A 22,621-nucleotide genomic window follows, 5' to 3' on the forward strand; every position below is an offset into this window, starting at 1 on the left:
ACCGCCATACAGGATAGCCCACCCCTCGATTCAGCCATGTGGTGCCGAGGGCCGGATCAGCCGGCCACGAGCGCGATCACCCCGAGGATCACCGATGCCGCGGCGATGAGAAGCGCGACGGTGATGAGCACGAGGTGGACGCGGTAGAAGCTCGTCCGGGAGCCGTCGGCGGCCCGAGCTCGCGGGTCGTGGGCGATGCGTGAGAGGAAACGCGGCCAGACGACGACGTTGAAGGCGGCGTTCACGAACAAGGCGATGGCGAGGGCGACGAGCATGATGACCACAGCCTAACCGCGGCCTGCCACGCCTCGCTCCGACATCTCGCCTCGTGAGCGCGTGAGCGCGTGACCGGGGGGCCGCGTGGTCGGGCTGAGGGGGAGCGGCGTCGGTGCCCGCGGATAGGATCGAACCCATGAGCACTGGCAAGGACCTTCTCGTCTGGATCGACTGCGAGATGACGGGACTCGACCTCTCGGTGGATGAGCTCGTCGAGATCGCGGTCGTTATCACGGACTTCGAACTGAACCCCGTGGACGAGGGCTTGAACGTCGTCATCAAGCCGAGCGAAGCCGCCCTCGCCAACATGGGGCCTTTCGTCACGGACATGCACACGTCTTCGGGTCTCATCGAGGAGATCCCGCATGGCGTCGATCTCGCCGAGGCGGAGTTCCAGGTGCTGCAGTACGTGGTGAGCCACATCCCGGAGGCGCAGAAGGCACCGCTCGCGGGCAACTCCATCGGCACCGATCGCGCGTTCCTCGCGCGATTCATGCCGCGGCTCGACGCTCACCTGCACTACCGGAACATCGATGTGTCGTCCGTGAAGGAACTCGCTCGGCGCTGGTACCCCCGGGCGTATTTCAACGCACCGTCGAAAGACGGCGGTCACCGCGCCCTCGCCGATATCCTCGAGTCCATTCGGGAGCTCGCCTACTATCGGGCCGCCGTCTTCGTCCCGTTGCCCGGTCCGACGTCGGACGAGGCGAAGGCGGCCGCCGAGTCGACGGTGAACGCGTTCGCCCCAAAGGTGTAATACACTCTTTGAGTTGCCTCTCGCCGGTTCCGCCGGCGAGCAGGACATGGTGGGTATAGCTCAGCTGGTAGAGCGCCTGGTTGTGGTCCAGGAGGTCGCGGGTTCAAGCCCCGTTACTCACCCCAAATCTTTTGTCTGTGACACGAGGCTTTCTGTCTGTGACGCGACGCTGACGGTCGAGCCACATGATCGCTGTGCCGTCGAGGGCTGATTGCAGATTGTCTGACTCCTCGGTCAGGAGCTATACCAGAGACACTCCAACGCGTCCTCCATGGACCAGAAGCGGCCGCGATCGACGAAGCGGGTGTGTACGGGGGAGTAGCGCTTCGCGAGGTAGACCTCGCCTCCGGCCGTGTCGAGGAGCTCGACGTGCCCGATCACGGCGAACGAGTCGGTCGACACTCGCCAGAGACGTTCGCCTCGAGCGTCCACACGGACCCGGCCGCCGAAGGCCCGGGCCGCGCCGCTCGACCAGCCGCCGTCGCTCGGTCCATCCGTCGCGACAGGATCGTCGCCGCGACGGGTGCCGGCGCTGATGCGGGATTCGCTCGTGATCTGCATGCTGTCGTCCTCTCGACTCGGCGGCCGGCCCCGCGCTGGTGTTGACCCCAGGCTAGGGACGACCACCGACATCGACTCCGTCCCGCGGACCACCCGTCGTCCACAGCCCGCGGGGGCGGCTCGTCCCACACGGTGGCCGCGTGGAGCGAGTGAGACGGACGCCCGTCGCGGGAGACTCGTGGCAGCGGTCGTCGCCCCGTCGGACCCGGCACTCACGACGGGACGACGACCGCCCGACGGCCGTCGTCGGGAGAAGAGGCGAGAGGATGAACGTGGCCGACCGGATCACCGTGAGCGGAACCGTCGAGACGGTTCCGCGTTCCGTGAGCACCACCGCGTCTCTCGACGTCGCGACATTCCGGCTTCGAGCCCATCACGACCGCTCCTCTCCAGTGCATCCCCCGACCGGTGAGCCCCCGGGGATGTTCGTCGTCACCGCTCTCGGTTCTCTCGCCACTGCGATCGATGACCGAATCGGCCTCGGCGACGTCGTCGTCGTCGCCGGGGTGCTCCATCTCCGCGCCATCGGGGACGACTCGGCGGTGGTCGCCGAACTCACCGCGGATGTCATCGGCCTCGACATCGGCCGGCACGGAACGGTCGCCGCGGTCGGGGAATGCGACGATGGTCGCATCGTCCGCTCCTAGACTCGACCTTGGTCGCGCTGCCGATGCGCGATCCAGAAAGAGGGAGCAGTCGTGGAGCCCGTTCGTCTCGAACACACTCGTCGTCGGCGTTCCGTGAGGAGTGGGGCGGTCCGCGTCCTGGTCGGTCTCGCGATCACCGTGTCGCTGGCCGGGTGTACCCAGGCGCCGACGGATGACCCGACGAGCGCCGCGCCTGAGCCGACACGGACGGCGCCGGCTCCCGCGGTCACCCTGCTGCCGGACGCTTCAGCCGAGGAGAACAAGCCGTTCTTCGACCAGGTCAACGCCGCCACCGCGGAGAATCCCGACGCGGGGGGACGCGACTTCATCGACGCCCTCGTCGCGGCGGGGTTCGACAAGGCCACCATGGAGGTCACGAAAGACGCGACGACCCTCGGCGCCCGAGCGGAGTCGATCCAGTTCAGCGTGCGCTGGAGCGATGGGTGCCTCATCGGGCAGTTCGGCCCCGCCGTCGACGGCTACCACTCGACTGTCCAGCCCGTCCTCGGTGGGGACCGGTGTCTCATCGGGGAGACACGAGCCATCGACTGGTAGCACCGCCGCCGTGGGCGGCGTGCAGCCGCCCGCTCCGGCCCCGTAGACTGGCACGGATATGGCCGAATACATTTACTCGATGGTCCGCGCCCGCAAAGCGGTCGGAGACAAGCTCATCCTCGACGACGTCACGATGGCGTTCCTGCCGGGCGCCAAGATCGGTGTCGTCGGCCCGAACGGTGCCGGAAAGTCCACGATCCTCAAGATCATGGCGGGACTCGACACCCCGAGCAACGGTGAGGCCAAGCTCACCCCGGGATACTCCGTCGGCATCCTGATGCAGGAACCCGAGCTCGACGAGTCCAAGACGGTCCTCGAGAACGTCCAGGAGGGCGTCGGCGAGATCAAGGGCAAGATCGACCGCTTCAATGAGATCTCTCTGGCCATGGCGGAACCCGACGCCGACTTCGACGCCCTCCTCGCCGAGATGGGCGTACTGCAGGAAGCCATCGACGCAGCCGACGCGTGGGACCTCGATTCTCAGCTGGAGCAGGCGATGGATGCTCTCCGCACACCCCCGGGCGACGCCAACGTCGCGAACCTCTCGGGCGGTGAGAAGCGCCGCGTCGCGCTCTGCAAGCTCCTCCTCCAGAAGCCCGACCTGCTGCTCCTCGACGAGCCCACCAACCACCTGGACGCCGAGAGCGTGCTGTGGCTCGAGCAGCACCTCGCGAAGTATCCCGGGGCCGTCCTCGCCGTGACCCACGACCGGTACTTCCTCGACCACGTGGCCGAGTGGATCGCCGAGGTCGATCGCGGTCACCTGTACCCCTATGAGGGCAACTACTCGACGTACCTGGAGAAGAAACAGGAGCGCCTGCAGGTCCAGGGCAAGAAGGACGCGAAGCTCGCCAAGCGGCTGTCGTCCGAACTCGAGTGGGTCCGGTCCAACGCGAAGGGGCGTCAGGCCAAGTCGAAGGCCCGTCTCGCCCGCTACGAGGAGATGGCAGCCGAGGCGGAGCGCACCCGGGTCCTCGACTTCGAGGAGATCGTCATCCCCGTCGGTCCACGACTCGGCAGCCAGGTCATCGACGCGTCGAAGCTCCAGAAGGGTTTCGGCGACCGGATGCTCATCGATGGGCTGAGCTTCACACTTCCGCGCAACGGCATCGTCGGCGTCATCGGCCCAAACGGTGTCGGAAAGACGACGTTGTTCAAGACCGTCGTCGGGCTCGAGCCGCTCGACGGCGGAACCCTCAAGATCGGTGAGACGGTCGACATCTCCTACGTCGACCAGAGCCGTGGCGGTATCGATCCGAACAAGAACCTCTGGGAGGTCGTCTCCGACGGCCAGGACTACATCCAGGTCGGCAAGACCGAGATCCCCTCGCGTGCCTACGTCTCCCAGTTCGGGTTCAAGGGGCCGGACCAGCAGAAGAAGGCCGGTGTGCTCTCCGGTGGTGAGCGGAACCGGTTGAACCTCGCGCTCACGCTCAAGCAGGGCGGCAACCTGCTGCTCCTCGACGAGCCGACGAACGACCTCGACGTCGAGACCCTCGGCAGCCTCGAGAACGCCCTGCTGGAGTTCCCCGGTTGCGCCGTGGTCATCACCCACGACCGGTGGTTCCTCGACCGGATCGCGACGCACATCCTCGCCTATGAGGGCACCGAGGAGGACCCGGCGAACTGGTACTGGTTCGAGGGAAACTTCGAGGCGTACGAGGAGAACAAGATCGAGCGACTCGGGCCGGACGCCGCAAAGCCGAATCGGTCCGCCTACCGGAAGCTCACGAGGGACTGATGCGGGTCCACGTCCCGGTCCACCTCCGCTGGGGCGATCTCGACGCGTACAATCACGTCAACAACGTCGAGGTCCTGCGTCTCCTCGAGGAGGCGCGGGTCCGCGCGTTCTGGCGGAGCAGCGACGACAGCGGCGGGGTCGACCAGGGCATGGCTCTCATCGAGGCAGAGGCGGGATCCGACACCATCACGCTCATAGCCCGCAACGAGATCGTCTATCTCGCACCCATCGCCTATCGTCGCTCGCCTCTCGACGTCCAGATGTGGATCTCACACCTCGGGGGTGCGAGTCTCGATGTGAGCTACGACGTGCGGGGCACCGGCGACACCGCCGATCATCTCTATGCGCAAGCAGTGAGCACCATCGTTCTCGTGGACGCGGCGAGCGGTCGGCCGCGCCGGATCACCGATGAGGAGCGGAGCGCGTGGTCCGCGTACCTGGGCGAACCGCTGCAGCTCTCGCGTCGGCGCTCCTGATGTCTCTTCCTGCCAGAGGCCCCCGTCGCTCTCAGCGGAGGGCGGGGATGCGGATCATGCCCTCTTGCGCGACGCTCGCGACGAGCGACCCCTCACGCGTGTAGAACGCCCCGCGCGACAGTCCCCGACCGCCTGACGCGCTCGGAGAGTCCTGGACGTACAGCAGCCATTGATCGACTCGCGCACGCCGGTGCCACCACATCGCATGGTCGAGACTCGCGATCCTGGCTCCCGGAGTGGCCCACGGGATCCCGTGCCGGCGCAGCACCGGCTCGAGGATGGAGTAGTCGCTCGCGTAGGCGAGCGCGGCCTGGTGGAGGAGGGGCGAGTCCGGGAGCGGGCTCGTGGAACGGATCCAGAGGGCCTGCCGGTCGGTGTGCTCACCATCGACGGAGAGGTAGATCGGGGAGGGGATGTGCCGCATGTCGAACGGCCGATCATTCGCCCAGGTCCGGGCGACGGGATGGTCGAGGTCGCCGAGGACCTCTGCGGCCGACGGCAGGTCCTCCGGTGCCGGTAGGCCCCGCGGCATGTCCTCCTGGTGCTCGAGACCTGGGTCCTCGTCCTGGAACGAGGCGATGAGCGAGAGGATGGGGACGCCCTTCTGATACGCCTGGGTGCGACGGGTCGAGAAGGAACGCCCGTCGTGGATCCTGTCCACGGCGAAAGTGATCGGAAGCTCGGAGTCGCCGGCGCGGAGAAAGTAGCCGTGCATGGAGTGGACGGAGCGTTCCTCATCCACCGTGCGCATGGACGCCGTGAGCGCCTGCGCGAGTACCTGACCGCCGTAGACGCGACCGTGCGGCATCTTCTGCGACGGCCCGGTGAAGATGTCCTCCTCGGTCCTCGCCCCCGTGTCGGTCAGGTCGAGCGTCTGAAGCAGGGACTCGATCGGGTTCAACTGCGGCCTCCTCACGGCACCGTCGGCAGCGTCCGTCCCGTAAGTTTAGGAGCACATGAGTGCCACGATCTCCTTCCTCACCGCCGAAGCCGTCACCGACATGCGGACGTTCCTCTCGCGTGCCGCGCGCGTCGACGACACCGCCGTTCACCTCGTGATCCGAGGCGACGTGCTGGCGGTGTCGGTCGCCGCGTTCTCACCCAAAGGGCTCCTCGACCGCGGGTTCACCGTCCTCGGGCTGCGGACGGTGCGCGTCGTGCCGAGCGGCGACCTGGACCTCGTCGTGGCGCTCCGTGCCGTCCTCGACCGGCTCGCCACTCCGGAACTCGCATCGGGAGAGAGACTGTCGATCACCCTCCCGGACCAGCAGATCACGACCGTGTGGACGGGCATCTCCCCGCCACGCTCCGGGTGGTTGCCGGTCGGGTCCCTCCCGTCGGGCACGCTCGCCGATCACGCGCGCCGCGGCGCGGTCGAAGTCGCCAAGGCGGTGCCCACTGCTGCCGGAGACCACATCGTGCACTCGGTCCGCCTCGCCGTCTGGACGCGATCGGTCGAGGGCCGCGACGACATTCCCGCGGGAGCGGCGTTCGCCGCCGATGCCTTCGGTTTCCTCGCAGATCCCCACGAGGAGGTTCCGGTGTTCGTGAACGGACCCTGGGTGCGTTTGAGTCCTCACCGCGGTCACATCCTGGCGCGCCGCGGAGTGATCTGAGCCGGCGCGCCCCTCCGTCAGCTGCCTGTCGCCCCGCCGTCCGCCGCTGCTTCGCGAATCGACGAGGAAGAGCCCGCCGAAGGATCATCGCGCCTGCCCGCAGAGCGACGCCTCGGGCTCCTGCTCCGCCGTGATCACTCCTCGAAGGTGTTCACCATCGCGTGCGCCGCCCGCTCCAGGTAAGACCACAGTTCCGCCTCGTGCAGCGGGGAGAGTCCGAGGGTATCGACGGCCGCTCGCATGTGCAGCAACCAGCGGTCGCGCGCGTCCGGGTTCACCCGGAAGGGCATGTGCCGCATCCGGAGCCGCGGGTGACCGCGCGTCTCGCTGTAGGTCGACGGGCCACCCCAGTACTGCTCGAGGAACAGCAGGAGCCGCTCCGCGGCCGGGCCGAGGTCCTCCTCCGGGTACATCGGCTTCAGGACCGGGTCACCGGCGACACCGCGGTAGAACTCGACCACGAGTTTCTCGAACGTCGGTCTGCCTCCCACGTCGTCGTAGAAGCTCTTCGCCAGGAGGTCGTTCATTCGCGGGGTGTCGCTTTCGGTTTCGTGGTGCGTGCTTTCTTGGTCGCCGCCGGCGGCTCGATCACGCCGACGGGCTTCGTACGCGGCGGCCGCGCGCCGGTGACGCTTGCCGCGCCGTCGAAGCCGGACAGGACCACGCTCTTGACGGACGGCAGTCGCACATCCATCTCGTCCATCGCCGACTTGAGCCGCGCGCGCAACTCGCGGGCGACGTCGTCCTTCGCGCTCGTTCGGGTCTTCATCACGAGGCGGACGACGAGGGCGTCCTCGGAGATCGACTCGATGCCCCACGATTCGGGCTTGTCGATGATCCGTGTCCGCCACTTCGGCTCCTTCGCAAGAGCCGCTGCCGTGTCGAGAAGACGGTCCTGCACCGCGTCGACATCGACGTCGTAGGGCACGGCGAGGTCGATGATGACGCGCGCCCAGCCCTGCGACATGTTGCCGACGCGGAGGATCTCGCCGTTCCGGACGAACCACAAGGTGCCATTGACGTCGCGCACCTGCGTGATCCGGATGCCGACCGCCTCGACCACTCCCGTCGCCGGACCCAGGTCGACCACGTCGCCGACGCCGAGCTGGTCCTCCATGACCATGAAGAGGCCGTTGAGGACGTCCTTCACGATGTTCTGTGCACCGAATCCGAGACCGGCTCCGAGAGCCGCGGTGAGGAGCGCGAGCGATCCGATGAAGTTCTCGTTGACCGTGTTGACGATCGCGACGACCGCGATCACGGCGACGACGACGTTGACGATGTTCGAGAGCACCGTGCCGATCGTGCGGGTGCGCTGGACGAGGCGAACCGCCGCGAGCGGGGAGACGTTCAACTCCTTGGTGTCGTCGGCGTTGTTCGAGCGCTTGACGCCGTTCACGATGCGATCGACGACGCGCCGGATACCGAGTCGGAGGAGCCACACCGCGATGAGCGCGACGAGCACGATCAGGACGATCGCCGTGATCTTGCCGAGGAAGGTCGCGAAGAACGCGTTCATCGCTGCAGTGATCTCCGTGAGGTTCATCGGAGGAAGTCTATCGAGCGTCCTCCGGGAACGGACTGAGCGCCGGACGCCCGCGAGGGCGTCCGGCGCTCAGCCCGGATGGCGCGACTGCTCGGCGTCAGAGAGCGTCGCGAGCCTGCGCAGCGATCGCGCGTTCGACACCCGCGAGGTTCTCGAGGACGAGACGGCGCAGCGCCGAGGGCTGCTCGGGGTTCGCGTCGAGCCACGCGCGCGTCGCGTCCGCGAGAGCCTGGTCGGCGAGGGCCGACGGGTACATCCCCGCGACGAGGTACTCCGCGATCTTGTAGCTACGAGACTCCCACACGTCCCCGAGCGACGAGAAGTACCGTTCCACGAAGGGCCGGAGCACTTCCGTGTCGGCGGCGCGCTGGAAACCGAGTCCCGTCGAGCGGACGATCGTGTTCGGCAGCTTGTCCGAGTCGAAGACCGACGACCACGTGGCCGACTTGCCCTCCGCCGTGGGGATCGCCGCGCGGGCGTGCGCCGCCGACTGCTGTCCCGTCGCCGTGTTGTCCGCGGCGAGCTCGGCGTCGATCACGGCCTCGTCGGCGCGACCTCCGGCGGCGAGCGCGATGAGGAGCTCCCAGCCGAGGTCGGTGTCGATGTCGAGCCCGTCGAGCGTCTCTGATCGGTCACGGAGCGTCTCGATGATGTCGAGGTGCTCGTCCGTCGATGCGAGCGCAGCGAAGAACTTGACGAACTGGAATTGCGCGTCGCTCCCCGCCTCCGCTCCTTGTGCGAGCTTCCAGAGCGCGGACGCCGCTGCGGCGTTCGCCGCCTCGCGCTTCTCCGGAGCGATGTAGGCGCTCACCGCGAGCAGCAACTGGTTGAGTGTCGTACGGATGGTGGTCGACTCGGTCTCGCTCGCGATGTTGCCGAGCACAAGCGACACGTAGTCGCTCGCCGGCGTCTCCGCGTCGCGAGTCGCGTCCCACGCCGACCCCCAGACGAGCGAGCGGGCAAGGGGATTCTCGATGGCCGACAGGTGCGCGATGGCCGTGGCGAGCGACTGGTCGTCGAGCCGGATCTTCGCGTACGCGAGGTCGTCGTCGTTCAAGAGGACGAGGTCCGGGCGGGTGAGACCGATGAGCTCGGGCACGGGTGACGCGTCACCGTCGATGTCGATCTCTACGCGGTGAGTGCGCACGAGCGAGTCACCCTCGAGCGAGTAGAACCCGATCGCGAGGCGGTGCGGCCGCAGCGTCGGGTAGTCCTCCGGGGCGGATTGCTCCACGACGAAGGAGGCGATCGCGCCGTCGTCGTCCGTCTCGATCGCGGCGCGCAGCGTGTTCACGCCCGCCGTCTCGAGCCAGAGCTTCGACCAGGAGCGGAGTTCGCGACCGCTCGTCCGCTCGAGCTCGTCGAGGAGGTCGGTGAGTTCGGTGTTGCCGTACGCGTGCTTCGCGAAGTACGCGGAGACCCCGGCGAGGAAGTCCTCCTGACCGACCCAGGCGACGAGCTGCTTCAGGACGGACGCGCCCTTCGCGTAGGTGATGCCGTCGAAGTTGACCTGGACGTCCTCGAGGTCGCGGATCTCGGCAACGATCGGGTGCGTCGACGGGAGCTGGTCCTGCCGGTACGCCCACGACTTCTCCATCGCGGTGAACGTCGTCCACGCCTCGGTCCACTCGGTGGCCTCGGCCACGGCGAGCGTCGACGCGTACTCGGCGAACGACTCGTTGAGCCAGAGGTCGTTCCACCACTTCATCGTCACGAGATCGCCGAACCACATGTGGGCGAGTTCATGGAGGATCGTGACGACGCGGCGCTCCTTGACGGCGTCCGTCACCTTCGAGCGGAAGACGTACGTCTCCGTGAAGGTGATGGCGCCGGCGTTCTCCATGGCTCCGGCGTTGAACTCCGGCACGAAGAGTTGGTCGTACTTCTCGAACGGGTAGGCGAGTCCGAAGGCGTTCTCGAAGAACGCGAAGCCTTGGCGGGTCTTCTCGAAGATGTAGTCGGCGTCGACGAACTCGGACAGGCTCTTGCGAGCGTAGATGCCGAGCGGGATCGTGCGTCCATCGCTCGACGTCAGCTCGCTGTGCGTCGAGACGTAGGGTCCCGCGACGAGCGCCGTGACGTAGGACGACAGCACCGGCGTGGGGGAGAAGGTCCACGTGCTGACGCCCTCGCGGACCTCGACCGGCTCGGGCGTCGGCGAGTTGCTCACGACGCTCCAGTACGACGGTGCCGTGACCGTGAAGGAGAAGGTCGCCTTGAGATCGGGCTGCTCGAACACCGCGAACATCCGGCGGGAATCCGGTACCTCGAACTGGCTGTAGAGGTAGACCTCGTCGTCGACGGGGTCGACGAAGCGGTGCAGTCCCTCGCCGGTGTTCGTGTACATCGCGTCGGCCACGATCGTGAGCTCATTGGTGTCCGCGAGATCGTCGAGCTGGATCCGGACGCCGTCGCTCACCGTCGCGGGGTCGAGATCCCGGCCGTTGAGCGTAACGGAGTGGACCGTCCGGGTGATCGCGTCGATGAAGGTCGAGGCGCCCGGCGTGGCGCTGAAGCGCACCGTCGTCGTGCTGAGGAACGTCTCGGGACCCGTCGTCAGGTCGAGCGTGACGTCGTAGCTCGACGTCGAGACGATGGCCGCGCGCTCGATCGCTTCGGCTCTGGTGAGATTCTCTCCGGGCAACAGTGCCTCCTGTGATCTGGTCGGATTCTGTCCATCGGCCAGCCTACTGCCGGCGTCCGAGTCGCTGGTCGGCGCTAGATTGTCGCTATGACTTCCACCGACAGCACTGCCGCCGAGACCGCCGTCGACCCAGCCGTGGAGCCCGCTCTTGAGACCGTCGCCGTCGACTTCTGGTTCGATCCGTCTTGCCCGTGGGCGTGGATGACCTCCCGTTGGGTCGACGAGGTCGCGAAGCATCGCTCGCTCGATGTCACCTGGCACATCATGAGCCTCGCCGTGCTGAACGAGGACAAAGACGTGTCGGAGGAGTACCGCGCCTTCTTCCCGCGGGCGCTCCGGTACACCCGACTCGTCGCCGCGGCGAAGGAACTGCACGGCGATGCGATCGTCAAGCCGCTTTACGACGCCCTCGGCACCCGCATCCACCCGGGCGGCAGCGTCGAGTCCGACGAGGTGATCTCCGGCGCCCTGGAGGAGGTCGGCCTTGGTGCCGACTTCGCCCGCTACGCCGACTCCGAGGAATTCGACGAGCCGATGCGCGCGAGCCACTTCGACGGGATCGGCCGCGTGGGACAGGATGTCGGCACGCCCGTCATCGCGGTCGACGGCGTCGCGTTCTTCGGTCCGGTCATCTCCCCGGCGCCGAAGGGCGACGAAGCGGTGGCGCTCTGGGACGGCGTCGTCGCTGCCGCGCGCTACCCCGGGTTCTTCGAGCTGAAGCGCTCCCGCACCGTCGGCCCGATCTTCGACTGAGGGGTCCTGCGCAGCCGCCGAGAGGCCTCACTCGCGCTCTAAACTGGGCGGATGCGCATCCACATCGCCACCGATCACGCGGGCCTCGAGTTCTCCCGCACGCTCCAGGTCCACCTTGCCGAGGCCGGTCACGACGTCGTCGATCACGGTCCCACGTCGTACGAACCGCTCGACGACTACCCGGGGTTCTGCATCGCCGCCGCCGAGGCGGTCGTGCGTGACCAGCAGTCGGGCGTGGAGGCGCTCGGTGTCGTCTTCGGAGGCTCGGGCAACGGGGAGCAGATCGCGGCGAACAAGGTCGTCGGCGTGCGCGCCGCGCTCGTGTGGAATGAGAGCACGGCGCTGCTCGCCCGTCAGCACAATGACGCCAACGTGATCTCGATCGGCGCCCGCCAGCACAGCGTCGAGGAAGCCATCGGCTTCATCGACTCCTTCATCGCCGAGCCGTTCTCGCACGACGGGCGACACGTCCGCCGCATCGGTCAGATCGCCGCGTACGAACAGGCCCGCGACTCCGCCGATGCCTGAGGGGCATTCCGTCCACCGCATCGCTCGGCAGTTCCGGCACAACTTCGCGGGCAGGCATGTGGCGGCGTCCTCTCCCCAGGGCCGATTCGCCGAGGGCGCAGCGGTTCTCGACGGTCGTGAGGTCGTCGATGCCGTCGCCGTGGGCAAGCAGATGTTCCTCGAGTTCGACGGCGGGGTCTTCCTGCGTGTCCATCTCGGTCTCTACGGCGCCTGGGACTTCGCGGGGCGCATCGACTCGGACCCGACGATCGCTTCGGCGGGCGGTCGCATGGGGCAGACCAATCAGCGCGGAACGGTGCTTCCCGCGGGTTCACTCGCGGACGGCGCGTTCGAGGACTCGCTCTCGAGCATCGGCGCGCCCCGACGCGCCCGCGTCCGGATGTCTGAGCAGACGAGCGCATTGCCCGAGCAACCCGAGGACTTCCCGCCGCCGCCCGTCGGAGCGGTGAGGGTCCGGCTGCTGACCGACGAGACCGTCGCCGACCTCCGTGGCCCGACCGTTTGTGAGCTGGTGGATGCGTGGGGGGTGCAGGCGGTCATCGACCGGCTGGGGCCCGATCCGCTCGTCGACGATGCAGAGACGGGCGAGAGGCGATTCGTCGAACGGGCGGGGAAGAAGGCCACGGCCATCGGCCTCCTCCTCATGGACCAGTCCGTCGTGAGCGGGATCGGCAACGTCTACAGAGCGGAGCTCCTGTTCCGGGCACGCCTCAACCCCCACACGCCCGGGAAGCAGGTGCCGACGGATGTGCTGCGCGAGCTCTGGCGCGACTGGGTCGTGCTGCTGCGGCTGGGGGTGGAAACCGGACAGATGATGACGATGGACGGGCTCGAGGGCGACGACTACGTCAAGGCCATGGCGAGCCGCGCCGACCGTCACTGGGTCTACAAGCGTGAGGGGTTGCCGTGCCGCGTCTGCGGGACGTCGGTCCTGCTCGAGGAGATGGGGGCGCGCAAGCTCTACTGGTGCCCGGTCTGCCAGGCGTGATCCGGCCGCTCCCTGAGGCGAGCGCGTGAACGGCGATGGGCCCGTCCGCGTGGCGGAGCGGGCCCATCGGAGAGCGAGCGACGACTACTTGCTGATGTGTGCCACGAGGAACCAACGGTCCTTCTCGAGGCCGCGGGCGATCTCGATCGCGACGTCCTGGCTCGCGGCGTCGATCTCTCCGAGTTCGTCGACGGCGACGTGGACTCCCGTGAGGGCCGCGTCGATCTGTGCGACGATCTCCGCGATGGTGCGGTCCGACTGCTGGAATCCGGCCGTGAGCGTTCCGGTCGTGGTCTTCGCCGCGACGGTCGCGAGGCGCGCGTCGACGGGGAGGCCGAGGGCCACGATCCGCTCGGCGGCGAGGTCCGCCCACGCCTGGGCGTGAGCCACGACGTCGTCGAGGAGCTCGTGCACGCCGATGAAGTTCGCGCCTCGCACGTGCCAGTGCGCTTGCTTGCCGTTGACCACGATGGCGGTCAGGTCGATGACGAGGGGGCTGAGGAATTGTGCGACGCCGGCGGCGACGTCGGGACTGACGGAGGTCTGGGAAACGGTGATGTCGGTCATGTGCTCTCCTTGAGTGTCGATGTGTACAACCGTACTCGCGCCCACGCATTCCGCAAGGAAGAGAAGGCTGGGCTTAGTTTGCTCTGACCTGGACTTTTTTCGTTAGGTTAGCCTCAGCGAAGAGCTTGGAGCGCCCGTCCGACGGCGCGGAGGCTCTGCATGCGCTGCTCGTAGCGAGCAGCGAAGGTGATGAGGAGCACGCCGCCGACTCCCGCCCAGACCCACCAGTACCCCGCGTCGTAGAGGCCGGAGATCCAGGGCCAGAGCTGCGCGAGACCGTGGAGAATTGTGACGACCGCGCCGATGACGAGCGGCGACTGCAGGCGCCACCGGGCGCCGGCGATCGTGACCACTACTCCCGTGGTTCCGAGGGCGATGACGCGCCACAGATCCGCGTCTCCGAGATCGTAGGCGAGCGACGGCAGGAGGAGGATGAGAATCCCGGGCGCGAGGGTCGGCCAGGACCCGATCGTGAGATCGCGGTGGAGCGAGATCACACCCGCCACGACGGCGGCGACCCCGAGTGGGACGCTGACCCACTCGACGCTCTCCGCCGATGGAAGGGACGTGACGGCGATCGCCGTGCTCGCCGCGGCGCCGAGGACGGCCGTGGTCCGGGCGCTGGGCCGCTGACGCTGCGTGGGCGCCGGTGTCCCGCCGTGCGCGCCGTCCAGGCCATCCGGCGCGCGCACGGTTCGGTCGAGCGAGAACGCGACGACGGTGACGGCGCACGTGATGAGCAGCCAGGGGCTGGCCTCGGCGCCGTCGGTCCTCCCGCTCGTGAGCGCGGTCGGCACGGCGACGCCCACCGCGACAAGTGCTGCCGTTGCGGCGATGTCGGAGAGGACGGGCGCGCGGCGGATGCGGGAGACTCCGAGCGCGGCAGCGATCAGCACGAGCACGACCGGTCCGACCCATAGCGTCAGGTCGGCGGCGCCGTCGGGGGAGCCTGAAACGGATGAGGTTTCCCCGTTCGCCAGACGGACGACGACGGGGAGCGCGACGGCGATCACTCCGGCGATCCAGACGATCGAGCGGAACCGGATCGTTCCGTCATCGCGAAGAGCGACGAGCGCGAGCCCGATGAGCACGGCGCCGATGACGGCCGTCGTGATCGCTCGGGCCGGTGCTCCCTGAGCGGCGACACACGCGCTCGGGAGGATCGCGACGGCGAGCCCGGCGCCAAGCAGGACGTCGAGTCCCCCAGGCGATGACGGCCGACCCCGGAATGGGTGGTCCTGTCGCGATCCACGCCCGGCGACTCCCGCGACTCCGGCAACGGCGAGGAGGAGCCCGGCGACCGGGAGGGAGTAGTACTCGATGGCGGTGACTCGCTCGTCGGCGAGGAACCACCACAGCGCAGCGACGGCGAGAGCCGCTCCGACCCACGCGAGGTGACGGCGAGGCGCTCCGTGCTCCGGGGCCGCGAACGCGAGGAACGTGGGAACGAGCGCGAGCACGAGAAGCGTGAGACGGGTCAGCGGAGCCTCGTCGAGCACGGCCAGGACGAGAGTGACCGCGGCGGTCGCGGCGATGGAGGAGGTCGCGGCGCGGAAGAGGGCGGTCGGCGGGGGCGCCACTCTGACGATCCGACCGGTGACGAGGCGGACGGCTGAGAGCACCGAGAGGAGCGCAGCTCCCACGAGACTGCCCGGAAGCTCTGACGAGCCCGCACTCACGAGGACGCTCACCTCAGCGGTCAGCAACGTCAGGAGGGTGATGCCCACGCCGATGCCGACCGATCGGATCGCTGTCGTTCGACCGAGGACCAGCCACGCGGCAGCGGCGGCGACGGCGAGCGTCGCCAGCACGAGACGCCAACCGACATCCGCGACAAGGTCGCCGGTCGCCCACACCGACACCGCGGCGGGGAGGAGGACGAAGACGGCGAGTCCGCCGAGTATCGCGACCTCGGGGGCGGGCGTGCGCCGGGCGACGAACGCGAGAGCGCCCAGGATCACGACCGCCGCGGTCGCCGTGCCGAAACCGAGGGGTGTCGCGTCCGGCCGCCGAGTGACAATGGCCGCCCACATCGGCAAGAGCGAGCCGACCCACAGCACGAGCCCGGCGCCGAGTGTGGACGTGACGACCGCCCCCGCATACGCGAAGGCATGCGGGGCGCGTCGCGCGACGAGGCGCGCGGCACCCAGGAGTGCGAGCACGACCAGCGCGCCGAGGAGCCACGAGCCCGTGCTCGCAGACGCGAGGGCGGCAGCGGAACAAGCGGAGACGAGAGCCCCGATGAACGCGGTGACGCGTGCCGGGGGCTCGGGCCGGCGCCACCCCGAGACCAGCAGGAAGAGTGCCGCTCCGATGATCGTGATGGCGACGGAGGCAAGCAGGGACGGCGCCAGCATCCCCGCACCGAGGAGCGCGAAGGTAGCGAGACAGACGGGTACCCAGGAGAGTGCAGTGACCAGCCGTCGGGAACCGAGTGCCGCCAGAGCGCCGATCGTGGCCGCGCTCGCAAGGGCTACTCCGACCACGAACCAGAGAGCACCGGGTTCCGTATCGCCGACCGGTTCCAGGAGCGAGGCGCGAAAGGGGCGTGACACGAGCGCCCCGACGAGCGGGGGCAGGATGGCGGCGAGCACCGGTACCAGTGACAGTGCCGCTGCCGCCGCCACGACGGTTCCACTGACCCGGAAGGACCGTGACAACGGCGCGCGAACGGCGCGGGCGCCCCAGAGGATGGCACCGGCGGTGACCGTCATACCGGCGGCGTGGAGGCCGGACGCCTGCTCGGTCGTCTCCGCAGTGGCGACGATGGCGCGGCTCGTCAGTCCGACTGCCGCAACAGCGAAGCCCGCGGCCGCGATCACCGCCCAGGCGCGGCCCCGAGGCACGCGGAGCGACCCGTCTCGACCGTGCACCGTCAGGAGATGGATGAGCCATCCGACGCCCGCGAGACCGAATCCGAGCACCGCGCCGCCGTCGAGCGAGGGGAACGCGGAGACCGCCGCGAGGACCGCCAGAACGCCGCCCCCGATCGACATGATGCGCAGGACCACGGCCTCGACGCGCGGAACACCGGGAACGCGTTCGACGAGGACGACCGTCAGTAGGGCGACCGCGGCGAGCAGCACGCTCGTCCATTCGGCCATGCTCGATACCGTCACGCCGAGGACGAACGCGAACAGGCCCGACGGTGCGATCACGGCGGCGGACACCGACGCGGCCCGGAGCCCCGTGAGCCGGGATACGCCGACGAGGACAGCGGACACGACGAGGAACGCGAGACCTGTATAGAGGCTCACGTCTACCGTGTCGGCGGAGAGGATCCCGTTGGTCCGCACGATCCAGACGTCGAGGAGGAGCAGGACGACCCCGATCACCGCGATGCCCTCGGCGGTGCCGTCGAGACCTCGGCGCCGCAGGAGCCAGGCGATGCCGAGGACGACGAGGCTCGCGCCCGCGGTCAGGATTGAGCGCGTCTCGATGCTCGCCACGACGTAGGCCAGTACGGCGAAGAAGATCGCGAAGACGGAGACGAGCACGACTCCGGCGCTGAGGAGAAGCACCTGTGCGCTCGACCGACGTGGGACGCCCGGAGCGGGGCGCGTGAGACCGGCGCGAGCACCCGACGCGCTCGGATCCCTCAGTGCGCCGGACGCCGCGGTCGCTGTGTCGGGGGAGAGGATCGCCGGCGGCACGGGTCCGCCGGCCACGTCGGAAAAGGGAGCCGTGGATGACCGGGCGCCGGATGACTGAGCAGCCGATGACTGCGCGCTCCACGACGCAGCACTCCACGAGGCGGCGCTCGGCGACGCAGCACTCCACGAGGCGGCGCTCGGCGACGCGGCGCTCGGCGACGCGGCGCTCGGCGACGCGGCGCTCGGCGACGCGGCGCTCGGCGACGCGGCGCCGCAGCGCTCGGCGACGCAGCTGTCTCGACCGGTGGGTGGAGGGCGGCGCCCGGAACGGTCGCCGCAGCCGACGCGGCACGCATTCGGGCGATCGTCGCCTGACGAGAGGCCTCCGCGTCGGCAATCAATCGTCCGAGTTCGAGCAGTGTCGCGGCGTTCGGGGAGTCGAGATCGAGTCCGCAGAAGCCGCACAGTGGACGAATCAGCGGGCGGAAGCACGCCGGGCAGAGCGAGGTGTCGACGAGGTCGGCGGGCCGGGCGGGCCAGACGCGCGACGACGCCGGCGAGCGAGGATCCTGCGGGGAGGTCATGCCGCACACTTTGCCAGACGCCCTCTGCCGATCTCGTGCGCCGTTCGCATCCTGTGGTGAATCGCTCCTCCCCAGTTCACGGGGTCCAGAGTGTGGAGCCGGCGCTACGGTTGCAGGATGACCGTCGCCCCCACAGCATCCGTCATCGCACTCCCCGGGATTCCCGCTCCGCGGATCCATCCCGACGCGTTCGTCGCCGCCGGGGCGAGGATCGTGGGCGATGTCGAGATCGCCGCCGGTGCGAGCGTCTGGTACAACGCCGTCATCCGCGCGGATCGCGCTCCCGTCGTCCTCGGGGAGCGGAGCAACGTGCAGGACGGCGCTGTGCTCCATGTGGATGCGGGCAGCGGTGTCACGATCGGAGCCGGCGTGTCGATCGGGCACAACGCGGTCGTGCACGGGTGCCGCGTCGACGACGGCTCGCTCATCGGGATGGGGGCCGTCGTCTTGAGCGGGGCGGTCATCGGCGCGCAGAGCCTCGTCGCCGGGGGAGCGGTCGTGCTCGGTGGCACGCACGTGCCGTCGAGGAGCCTCGTCGCCGGCGTGCCCGCCGCTGTCCGCCGCGCCCTCCGCGACGACGAGGTCGAGGGACTGCGCGTGAACGCCGAGACCTATGTCGCGTACATCGCGGTCCACCGGGAGGCGAGCACGGGCTGACGGCGGCGGCTCAGCGGCGTCCCGGCGTTCCGCGCCGCCGGGTACCTGTCATCGCGGCGAGGCAAATGGCGAGGCCGACGAGGAAGGCGAGTCCGAGCCCGGGGCGTCCGACGATGAATGAGAGCAACGCCGCGATCACAAAAGCCACGCCGAGCAGCGACCAGAACGCCCGTGCGCGCTGGAGCCGGCGTCGTTCACGGTGCCCGCGTGTGCTCGTCGTCATGGCTCCACCCTAGGCTGCGGGTGCGGTCTGTCCCTCGCAGGGCATCCGGCGTACCGTGTGCGCATGGATCGAGAGGAATCGTTACGGGAGATCGCTGAGCGGCTCGCGGTGTTGACGCTGAGCGAGGAGGACCTCGAGTTCGACTTCGTCCTCGACCAGCTCACCGGCTTGAAGGAGGAGATCCGCAATCTGTCGGTCGTGGCCCAGGAGACCGATGCAGCACTGATCGCGTGGCTGCAGGACCAACACGTTCGCGGCATGGTGCTCTACTCGGCCGCGCAATCGAATCTCCGGACCCAGCGCTCCCTCGGTCTCGCCGCGCCCTACGACCCGGCGACCCGCGCCGGGATCACGAGCCAGTTCGGGGCCTGGGCGGCGTCGGCACGGGATGAGGTACTCCGCCGCCTCGCCGACGAGCGATAGGGGTGTCTCGTGTTCGACGGCGAGCGCTCAGGGACCGAGGCATCCCGCTCAGCAGGAGTCCCGTCCGGAACCAGTGAAATCCGCGCCAGTCCGGGCGAAGAGATCCATTCGAGGCGACGAGATAGAGAGGGGATGACGGGAATCGAACCCGCACCATCAGTTTGGAAGACTGAGGCTCTACCATTGAGCTACATCCCCAGGGCTCGTGAGCGGTGCCGCCACGAGCGCCTTGCAAGGTTACTACATCGTCGGGGGTGCCCCGTGCAGGGCGGTCCGACCGGCCCCCTTCATGTCGGCTAGACTGCTTCAGGTCCATTCGCACGACGCCGGCTACGCGAGGTCGTGTGACCACCGGCTCGCCGAGCCGGGGCGTAGCTCAGCTTGGTAGAGCGCCCGCTTTGGGAGCGGGAAGTCGCAGGTTCGAATCCTGTCGCCCCGACCACGACCACCGACTTCGGATCCACCAAACAGGAGAACGTACAAACGTGAAGACCACCGTCGAAAAGCTCAGCCCGACGCGCGTCAAGCTCGCGATCGCCGTGACGCCGGACGAACTGAAGCCCAGTATCGACCACGCCTACGGCCACATCGCCGAGCAGATCAACGTGCCCGGATTCCGCAAGGGCAAGATCCCGCCGCCCATCATCGACCAGCGCGTCGGCAAGGGCGCCGTTCTCGAGCACGCCGTCAACGAGGGCCTCGACAAGTTCTACCGTCAGGCCGTCACGAGTGAGGGCATCCGTACCCTCGGTCGCCCCGAGGCCGACATCACCGAGTGGCCGAGCGATAAGGACTTCTCCGGAGACCTGCTCGTCACCATCGAGGTCGATGTGCGTCCCGAGGTCGAGATCCCGGCGCTCGAGGAGATCACCGTCGAGGTCGAACCGGCCGCCGTCACCGACGCCGACATCGACGAGGAGCTCGAGCGCCTCCGCACCCGCTTCGGAACGCTCGTGACCGTCGACCGCCCCGCCAAGTCGGGCGACTTCGCGCAGATCGACCTCATCGCGACGATCAACGGCGACGAGGTCGACAACGCCTCGGGCATCTCCTACGAGCTCGGCTCCGGTGAGCTGCTCGAGGGAATCGACGAGGCGCTCGAGTCGCTCACCGCCGGTGAGACGACCACGTTCTCCTCCGACCTCCTCGGCGGGGAGCACGCCGGCGAGACGGCCGAGATCACCGTGACGCTCACGGCGGTGAAGGAGCGCGAGCTCCCCGAGGCCGACGACGACTTCGCTCAGATCGCGAGCGAGTTCGACACCATCGCCGAGCTGCGTGAGAGCCTCACCGAGCAGGTCGAGCGTCAGAAGACCTTCGGGCAGGGCAATGAAGCGCGGACGAAGCTCATCGACGCGCTGCTCGAGAAGGTCGACGTGCCCGTTCCGCCGAAGCTCATCGAGGACGAGGTGCACCGCCACCTCGAGGGCGAGGGTCGCCTCGAGGACGAGACCCACCGTGCCGAGGTGACCGAATCGAGCGAGAAGACGTTCAAGACGCAGATCCTCTTCGATCAGATCGCCGAGTCCGAGAACGTCCAGGTCAGCCAGGAGGAGCTCACCTCCTACCTGATCCAGGGCGCGGCGCAGTACGGCATGGAGCCCGGCGAGTTCATCAAGGTGCTCGACGAGAACGGTCAGATCCCGCAGATGATGGGCGAGGTCGCGCGCAACAAGGCCATCGCCATCACGCTCGGCAAGGTCTCCGTCGTCGACACCGACGGCAAGCCCGTCGACCTCAGCGGCTTCATCCCCTCCGACGAGGACGAGGCCGACGACGAGTCGGTCGAGGCCGAGCCGGTCGATACGGACGAGAAGCCCGCGAAGAAGGCCAAGAAGTAGTAACTCCTCTTCTGGTTGAAACGGCCCCCCGACTTCGGTCGGGGGCCCGTTTCCGCGTCGGGAGCCTCGGACGGTGCGCCCACGGCGAACACGGCGACCGCGCCACGCTGCACCCGATAAGTTCGATACCGCAAGCGACAACTGAAACGGAGCGGCACATGGCAGAGCCTCTGATGGCCCAGAGTGTATTCGATCGACTTCTGAGGGACCGGATCATCTGGCTGGGCTCCGAGGTCCGGGACGAGAACGCGAACGAGATCTGCGCGAAGATCTTGCTCCTCGCGGCCGAGGACCCCAATAAGGACATCTACCTCTACGTCAACTCGCCCGGTGGCTCGATCACCGCGGGTATGGCGATCTACGACACGATGCAGTTCGTCCCGAACGACATCGTCACCGTCGGCATCGGTATGGCCGCGTCGATGGGTCAGGTGCTCCTCACGAGTGGCACCAAGGGCAAGCGTTACATCACGCCCAACGCGCGTGTCCTGCTCCACCAGCCGCACGGCGGGTTCGGAGGGACGTCGAGCGACATCCAGACGCAAGCGCAGCTCATCATCGACATGAAGAACCGCCTCGCGCAGATCACCGCCGACCAGACCGGCAAGACGCTCGAGCAGGTCAACGCCGATGGTGACCGCGATCGCTGGTTCACGGCGCAGGAAGCCCTCGAATACGGCTTCGTCGACCACATCCGCGAGTCCGCGACCGACGTCATCGGCGGCGGCGGCACCGAGGTCGCCGACGGCGGCACCGGAAACCCCGCGGTCTGAGCGGCGAGAGAACGAGAGACAGGACGAACCCCATGCAGACCCCTACGTTCGCTGCAGCCGGCCGCTCCATGGAGATGCCGGGAGCGCGCTACATCCTCCCGAGCTTCGAGGAGCGCACGGCCTACGGCTACAAGCGCCAGGACCCGTACGCGAAGCTCTTCGAGGACCGCATCATCTTCCTCGGCGTGCAGGTCGACGATGCGTCGGCCGATGACATCATGGCCCAGCTCCTCGTGCTCGAGAGCATGGACCCGGACCGCGACATCATCATGTACATCAACTCGCCCGGCGGCTCCTTCACCGCCATGACGGCGATCTACGACACAATGCAGTACATCCGTCCGCACGTGTCGACAGTCGTGCTCGGTCAAGCGGCCTCCGCCGCCGCCGTACTCACCGCGGCGGGTACCCCCGGCAAGCGACTGGCCCTCCCGAACGCGCGCATCCTGATCCACCAGCCCGCTGTGGGCGAGTCGGGTCACGGCCAGGCGTCGGACATCGAGATCCAGGCGGCCGAGATCCTCCGCATGCGCACGTGGCTCGAGGAGACGCTCGCGCGTCACTCCAACCGTTCGCAGGAGGAGGTCAACAAGGACATCGATCGCGACAAGATCCTCGGTGCCGCCGAGGCGCTCGAGTACGGCCTCATCGACCAGGTGCTCACCACACGGAAGAACCCGCTGGCCCTCACCCAGGGCTGACCCAGCTCCACCTCGACGCTCTATCACGACGCTGCGCAATCGACCTCGAAAAGCCGAGGCGGTTGCGCAGCGTTGTCAGAGGGAGAGGCTAGGCTGACAGGACAGTGCCGATTCCACCGCCCGACGGCGATGGCGCTCACTAAATACCCGTGACGACGCTGTACCTGCTGG

23 protein-coding genes and 3 tRNA genes are annotated in these 22,621 nt (G+C 68.2%); 16 read left to right on the forward strand and 10 right to left on the reverse strand.

Annotated elements, in window-relative coordinates:
- Positions 1–56 precede the first annotated feature (56 nt).
- Positions 57–275: an SCO4848 family membrane protein gene (locus ELQ92_RS09145; protein ID WP_128498680.1), complete on the reverse strand. Its 219-nt coding sequence runs from the start codon at positions 273–275 to the stop codon at positions 57–59.
- A 137-nt stretch (positions 276–412) separates the two neighbouring features.
- Here ELQ92_RS09145 and orn point away from each other — a divergent pair, with 137 nt between their 5' ends.
- Both orn and ELQ92_RS09155 read left to right on the forward strand, forming a co-directional pair.
- Positions 413–1,033 carry an oligoribonuclease gene (gene orn / locus ELQ92_RS09150; RefSeq protein ID WP_128498681.1) on the forward strand — a complete coding sequence of 207 codons (621 nt, stop codon included), beginning with the start codon at positions 413–415 and terminating at the stop codon, positions 1,031–1,033.
- Between the two features lie 49 nt (positions 1,034–1,082).
- Positions 1,083–1,158, forward strand: a tRNA-His gene (locus tag ELQ92_RS09155).
- Between the two features lie 109 nt (positions 1,159–1,267).
- On the opposite strand, the gene ELQ92_RS09160 is transcribed toward ELQ92_RS09155, so the two are convergent.
- On the reverse strand, positions 1,268–1,594 hold the full coding sequence (locus tag ELQ92_RS09160; RefSeq protein ID WP_128498682.1) for a hypothetical protein: 327 nt from the start codon (positions 1,592–1,594) through the stop codon (positions 1,268–1,270).
- 272 nt (positions 1,595–1,866) lie between these two features.
- On the opposite strand from ELQ92_RS09160, the gene ELQ92_RS09165 reads away from it, so the two are divergent.
- From ELQ92_RS09165 to ELQ92_RS09180, 4 genes are all read left to right on the forward strand, one after another.
- On the forward strand, positions 1,867–2,241 hold the full coding sequence (locus tag ELQ92_RS09165; RefSeq protein ID WP_128498683.1) for a hypothetical protein: 375 nt from the start codon (positions 1,867–1,869) through the stop codon (positions 2,239–2,241).
- A 93-nt stretch (positions 2,242–2,334) separates the two neighbouring features.
- On the forward strand, positions 2,335–2,796 hold the full coding sequence (locus tag ELQ92_RS09170; RefSeq protein ID WP_128498684.1) for a DUF6993 domain-containing protein: 462 nt from the start codon (positions 2,335–2,337) through the stop codon (positions 2,794–2,796).
- A gap of 58 nt (positions 2,797–2,854) precedes the next feature.
- Positions 2,855–4,537, forward strand: a complete 1,683-nt coding sequence (gene ettA, locus ELQ92_RS09175; protein WP_128498685.1) for an energy-dependent translational throttle protein EttA — start codon at positions 2,855–2,857, stop codon at positions 4,535–4,537.
- Positions 4,537–5,013 carry an acyl-CoA thioesterase gene (locus tag ELQ92_RS09180; protein ID WP_166426755.1) on the forward strand — a complete coding sequence of 159 codons (477 nt, stop codon included), beginning with the start codon at positions 4,537–4,539 and terminating at the stop codon, positions 5,011–5,013. Before ettA ends, ELQ92_RS09180 begins: the two co-directional genes overlap by 1 nt.
- A 31-nt stretch (positions 5,014–5,044) precedes the next feature.
- Here ELQ92_RS09180 and ELQ92_RS09185 read toward each other — a convergent pair whose 3' ends face one another.
- Positions 5,045–5,905, reverse strand: a complete 861-nt coding sequence (locus tag ELQ92_RS09185) for an acyl-CoA thioesterase (RefSeq protein WP_128499095.1) — start codon at positions 5,903–5,905, stop codon at positions 5,045–5,047.
- Positions 5,906–5,969: 64 nt separating this feature from the next.
- Between ELQ92_RS09185 and ELQ92_RS09190 the strand changes: the two genes are divergently transcribed.
- Positions 5,970–6,629, forward strand: coding sequence for a DUF8185 domain-containing protein (locus ELQ92_RS09190; RefSeq protein WP_243694955.1), 660 nt, complete (start codon positions 5,970–5,972; stop codon positions 6,627–6,629).
- Between the two features lie 134 nt (positions 6,630–6,763).
- On the opposite strand, the gene ELQ92_RS09195 is transcribed toward ELQ92_RS09190, so the two are convergent.
- From ELQ92_RS09195 to pepN, 3 genes are all read right to left on the reverse strand, one after another.
- Complete coding sequence (locus ELQ92_RS09195) at positions 6,764–7,156, reverse strand: globin (RefSeq protein WP_128498687.1); 393 nt, start codon at positions 7,154–7,156, stop codon at positions 6,764–6,766.
- Positions 7,153–8,175: a mechanosensitive ion channel family protein gene (locus ELQ92_RS09200; protein ID WP_128498688.1), complete on the reverse strand. Its 1,023-nt coding sequence runs from the start codon at positions 8,173–8,175 to the stop codon at positions 7,153–7,155. Before ELQ92_RS09200 ends, ELQ92_RS09195 begins: the two co-directional genes overlap by 4 nt.
- Before the next feature lie 97 nt (positions 8,176–8,272).
- The gene (gene pepN / locus ELQ92_RS09205) at positions 8,273–10,819 is read right to left on the reverse strand and encodes an aminopeptidase N (RefSeq protein ID WP_128498689.1); all 2,547 of its coding nucleotides are present in this window, start codon (positions 10,817–10,819) and stop codon (positions 8,273–8,275) included.
- A gap of 87 nt (positions 10,820–10,906) precedes the next feature.
- Between pepN and ELQ92_RS09210 the strand changes: the two genes are divergently transcribed.
- Genes ELQ92_RS09210 through ELQ92_RS09220 form a run of 3 tightly spaced genes read left to right on the forward strand, consistent with a single transcriptional unit; the run spans position 10,907 to position 13,088 of the window.
- Positions 10,907–11,572: a mycothiol-dependent nitroreductase Rv2466c family protein gene (locus ELQ92_RS09210; RefSeq protein ID WP_128498690.1), complete on the forward strand. Its 666-nt coding sequence runs from the start codon at positions 10,907–10,909 to the stop codon at positions 11,570–11,572.
- 51 nt (positions 11,573–11,623) lie between these two features.
- Positions 11,624–12,100, forward strand: a complete 477-nt coding sequence (locus ELQ92_RS09215) for a ribose-5-phosphate isomerase (protein ID WP_128498691.1) — start codon at positions 11,624–11,626, stop codon at positions 12,098–12,100.
- Positions 12,093–13,088: an Fpg/Nei family DNA glycosylase gene (locus tag ELQ92_RS09220; RefSeq protein ID WP_128498692.1), complete on the forward strand. Its 996-nt coding sequence runs from the start codon at positions 12,093–12,095 to the stop codon at positions 13,086–13,088. The genes ELQ92_RS09215 and ELQ92_RS09220 overlap by 8 nt, the downstream gene beginning before the upstream one ends.
- An 84-nt stretch (positions 13,089–13,172) precedes the next feature.
- Here ELQ92_RS09220 and ELQ92_RS09225 read toward each other — a convergent pair whose 3' ends face one another.
- Both ELQ92_RS09225 and ELQ92_RS09230 read right to left on the reverse strand, forming a co-directional pair.
- Positions 13,173–13,655, reverse strand: coding sequence for a Dps family protein (locus ELQ92_RS09225; RefSeq protein ID WP_128498693.1), 483 nt, complete (start codon positions 13,653–13,655; stop codon positions 13,173–13,175).
- Between the two features lie 113 nt (positions 13,656–13,768).
- Positions 13,769–17,323, reverse strand: coding sequence for an SCO7613 C-terminal domain-containing membrane protein (locus ELQ92_RS09230; protein ID WP_128498694.1), 3,555 nt, complete (start codon positions 17,321–17,323; stop codon positions 13,769–13,771).
- Positions 17,324–17,949: 626 nt separating this feature from the next.
- Between ELQ92_RS09230 and ELQ92_RS09240 the strand changes: the two genes are divergently transcribed.
- Complete coding sequence (locus ELQ92_RS09240; protein ID WP_128498695.1) at positions 17,950–18,489, forward strand: gamma carbonic anhydrase family protein; 540 nt, start codon at positions 17,950–17,952, stop codon at positions 18,487–18,489.
- Between the two features lie 10 nt (positions 18,490–18,499).
- Here ELQ92_RS09240 and ELQ92_RS09245 read toward each other — a convergent pair whose 3' ends face one another.
- Complete coding sequence (locus ELQ92_RS09245; RefSeq protein ID WP_128498696.1) at positions 18,500–18,712, reverse strand: hypothetical protein; 213 nt, start codon at positions 18,710–18,712, stop codon at positions 18,500–18,502.
- Positions 18,713–18,775: 63 nt separating this feature from the next.
- Here ELQ92_RS09245 and ELQ92_RS09250 point away from each other — a divergent pair, with 63 nt between their 5' ends.
- The gene (locus tag ELQ92_RS09250; RefSeq protein WP_128498697.1) at positions 18,776–19,135 is read left to right on the forward strand and encodes a hypothetical protein; all 360 of its coding nucleotides are present in this window, start codon (positions 18,776–18,778) and stop codon (positions 19,133–19,135) included.
- 127 nt (positions 19,136–19,262) lie between these two features.
- Here ELQ92_RS09250 and ELQ92_RS09255 read toward each other — a convergent pair.
- Positions 19,263–19,333: transfer RNA gene (locus ELQ92_RS09255), tRNA-Gly, on the reverse strand.
- Between the two features lie 167 nt (positions 19,334–19,500).
- On the opposite strand from ELQ92_RS09255, the gene ELQ92_RS09260 reads away from it, so the two are divergent.
- The 4 genes from ELQ92_RS09260 (at position 19,501) to ELQ92_RS09275 (ending at position 22,450) form a co-directional block, all read left to right on the forward strand.
- Positions 19,501–19,577: transfer RNA gene (locus ELQ92_RS09260), tRNA-Pro, on the forward strand.
- A gap of 43 nt (positions 19,578–19,620) precedes the next feature.
- A complete protein-coding gene (gene tig, locus ELQ92_RS09265; RefSeq protein WP_166426756.1) occupies positions 19,621–20,976 on the forward strand; it encodes a trigger factor in 1,356 nt (451 codons plus the stop codon).
- Between the two features lie 158 nt (positions 20,977–21,134).
- Positions 21,135–21,749 carry an ATP-dependent Clp protease proteolytic subunit gene (locus ELQ92_RS09270; RefSeq protein ID WP_128498698.1) on the forward strand — a complete coding sequence of 205 codons (615 nt, stop codon included), beginning with the start codon at positions 21,135–21,137 and terminating at the stop codon, positions 21,747–21,749.
- A gap of 32 nt (positions 21,750–21,781) precedes the next feature.
- Positions 21,782–22,450, forward strand: a complete 669-nt coding sequence (locus ELQ92_RS09275) for an ATP-dependent Clp protease proteolytic subunit (protein WP_128498699.1) — start codon at positions 21,782–21,784, stop codon at positions 22,448–22,450.
- Positions 22,451–22,621 lie beyond the last annotated feature (171 nt).

Source organism: Labedella populi, from assembly GCF_004078655.1.
Taxonomy (GTDB): domain Bacteria; phylum Actinomycetota; class Actinomycetes; order Actinomycetales; family Microbacteriaceae; genus Labedella; species Labedella populi.

Coding starts and splice junctions, on each gene's coding strand:
- ELQ92_RS09270 (WP_128498698.1), top strand. CDS start 21,135: ATGGCAGAGCCTCTGATGGCCCAGAGTGTATTCGATCGACTTCTGAGG.
- ELQ92_RS09250 (WP_128498697.1), top strand. CDS start 18,776: ATGGATCGAGAGGAATCGTTACGGGAGATCGCTGAGCGGCTCGCGGTG.
- ELQ92_RS09145 (WP_128498680.1), bottom strand. CDS start 275: ATGCTCGTCGCCCTCGCCATCGCCTTGTTCGTGAACGCCGCCTTCAAC.
- ELQ92_RS09190 (WP_243694955.1), top strand. CDS start 5,970: ATGAGTGCCACGATCTCCTTCCTCACCGCCGAAGCCGTCACCGACATG.
- ELQ92_RS09200 (WP_128498688.1), bottom strand. CDS start 8,175: ATGAACCTCACGGAGATCACTGCAGCGATGAACGCGTTCTTCGCGACC.
- ELQ92_RS09245 (WP_128498696.1), bottom strand. CDS start 18,712: ATGACGACGAGCACACGCGGGCACCGTGAACGACGCCGGCTCCAGCGC.
- ELQ92_RS09160 (WP_128498682.1), bottom strand. CDS start 1,594: ATGCAGATCACGAGCGAATCCCGCATCAGCGCCGGCACCCGTCGCGGC.
- ELQ92_RS09215 (WP_128498691.1), top strand. CDS start 11,624: ATGCGCATCCACATCGCCACCGATCACGCGGGCCTCGAGTTCTCCCGC.
- ELQ92_RS09195 (WP_128498687.1), bottom strand. CDS start 7,156: ATGAACGACCTCCTGGCGAAGAGCTTCTACGACGACGTGGGAGGCAGA.
- orn (WP_128498681.1), top strand. CDS start 413: ATGAGCACTGGCAAGGACCTTCTCGTCTGGATCGACTGCGAGATGACG.
- ELQ92_RS09240 (WP_128498695.1), top strand. CDS start 17,950: ATGACCGTCGCCCCCACAGCATCCGTCATCGCACTCCCCGGGATTCCC.
- ettA (WP_128498685.1), top strand. CDS start 2,855: ATGGCCGAATACATTTACTCGATGGTCCGCGCCCGCAAAGCGGTCGGA.
- ELQ92_RS09220 (WP_128498692.1), top strand. CDS start 12,093: ATGCCTGAGGGGCATTCCGTCCACCGCATCGCTCGGCAGTTCCGGCAC.
- ELQ92_RS09275 (WP_128498699.1), top strand. CDS start 21,782: ATGCAGACCCCTACGTTCGCTGCAGCCGGCCGCTCCATGGAGATGCCG.
- ELQ92_RS09225 (WP_128498693.1), bottom strand. CDS start 13,655: ATGACCGACATCACCGTTTCCCAGACCTCCGTCAGTCCCGACGTCGCC.
- ELQ92_RS09180 (WP_166426755.1), top strand. CDS start 4,537: ATGCGGGTCCACGTCCCGGTCCACCTCCGCTGGGGCGATCTCGACGCG.
- ELQ92_RS09210 (WP_128498690.1), top strand. CDS start 10,907: ATGACTTCCACCGACAGCACTGCCGCCGAGACCGCCGTCGACCCAGCC.